This is a genomic window from Rubritalea sp. (genome assembly GCF_039830215.1).
Lineage (GTDB): Bacteria > Verrucomicrobiota > Verrucomicrobiia > Verrucomicrobiales > Akkermansiaceae > Rubritalea.
The window spans coordinates 1-1,813 of the sequence record NZ_JBDOPO010000027.1; the positions used below are offsets into that span (position 1 = coordinate 1).

A 1,813-nucleotide genomic window follows, 5' to 3' on the forward strand; every position below is an offset into this window, starting at 1 on the left:
ACTGATAGAGTGAGGGGGGGAAGGATAGAAGAAATCTAATGTGTCAGTTGCGACACATTCCCGCATTCCAAAGTCACCAGACTTTGCTAGAACGACTTTCAGACCTTCGACACTGGGCATGGTCTATAGTCTTAAGGCCGAAGGTTCAAATAGGTCACGTGGTCGTTATAATTTGAGAGACAAAAATGGCCGAGAGAGGGTGAACTCTGGCGGCCGGTGTTATAGATAATTCGCCTCCCCCGATATGTGGGCGTGCTCAGAGCTTACTTTGCTGCGCTGGATTTGATGGATGCGTTGGCAACTGGAGTTGGCACGAATCCGGTTTGTTCAACAATAGCGTTAGCTGCCTCTGATGATGTGGCGTACTTGAGGAATGCTGCGACTTCCGATGATGGCTCGCCTACTGTGTAGTAGTAAAGCTTACGTGCGAGTGGGTACTCGGATACTTTTGATGGCTTCGCTGAGACTCCGTCGACTTTGACAGTCTTGTAGTCACTGCCTTTAGCGTAGGCGAGTCCGACGTAACCGATGCCGTTGACATTCTTGGAAACTTCAGTGCAGATTGGCTGGTTACCTTCCATCTTCTGGCTGTTGGATGCGTAGTCTTTTTTAGACATTGCGAGCTGTGCGAAGCTTTTATAGGTGCCAGATGATGTGTTACGGGTGTAGATCGAGATCTTGCCAGCTTTGCCGCCGACTTCTGACCAGTCAATGATGGAGCCAGTGAAGATGCCTTCGATTTGTGCGAGGCTGAGTTTTTTCACTGGGTTCTTTTCGTTGACGATCACCGCGATCATGTCCCATGCGGCAACGTGCTCGACGAGTTTCTTGCCAGAAGCATTGAACTTATCAGCTTCAGATTGCTTGACCTTACGTGAAGACATTCCGATGTCAGCAGTTCCAGCGAGGAGGTTGGAAAAGGCGTGGGACGAACCCTGAGCTAGGATTTCGATGTCGAGTCCGCTGTGCGCTTTGAGGTAGTCGGCTTTCAACTGGGGAACAAGTTTAGCGCCGAGAGTGTCGGAGCCTTTGATTGTGATCTTTGTTTGAGCAAACGCAGTGGTGACGATTGCAGTTCCAGTTGCGATAACGCTTACGATTCCTTTGATTTTCATGGTCTTATCTTTTTAGTATGAAGTACGTTCGCCTTCTTCGTTGAAGACGCTCAGACTAAACAGGCTGACAACGAGGTTCTCAAATTATCTATAGCGACAAAATCGACACATACTGAAGAGGGGGGAGTTTCAGATCTTAGATGACGCAGTAATGAGGTTTTAGGCGCTGGGGACGGTGATGGTGAAGCTGGTTTTTACACCAGGTTGGGAGGTGGCTTCGATAATACCATCGTGTGCTTCGACTGCGCGTTTGACGATTGAGAGGCCAAGGCCAGTGCCTTTGATATCGGATTGGCTGTGGTGCTTGTCGACTCGGTAGAAGCGTTTGAAAATGAAAGGCAGGTGGGAGGAAGGGATACCAATGCCGTTGTCACTGATAACTATCTGCAGTCTGCCGCCAGAGAGTTTTGAAATGCTGAAGGTAAGTTTGAGATCACGGTTCTGGTTTTGTTTGACGGCATTTTCAAGCAAGTTGAACATGACTTGAGTCCAATAGAAGCGGTCGCCATTCAGTAGAATCTGTTCCGTAGGGAAATCAGACTTTAGCTTAGCTCCGGAACTCGTTATGAGTTGCTCCAGTCGTTCAATCACATCGTTGGCACATTCAATGAGGTCGAATGGCTCCCGGTTGAGTGCGGTATTTTCTCCTGACTCTAGCCTTGAGACGACTAACATGTCATCGACTAACCGTGAGAGTC

General features: G+C 48.6%; 2 protein-coding genes. Both read right to left on the reverse strand.

From position 1 onward, the window contains the following. Positions 1-263: 263 nt before the first annotated feature. Positions 264-1,115, reverse strand: a complete 852-nt coding sequence (locus ABGY95_RS00745) for a phosphate ABC transporter substrate-binding protein (protein ID WP_347439764.1) — start codon at positions 1,113-1,115, stop codon at positions 264-266. A gap of 159 nt (positions 1,116-1,274) precedes the next feature. Then, positions 1,275-1,813, reverse strand: a 539-nt coding sequence (locus ABGY95_RS00750; RefSeq protein ID WP_347439765.1) for a HAMP domain-containing sensor histidine kinase, incomplete at its 5' end; no start/stop codon positions are given.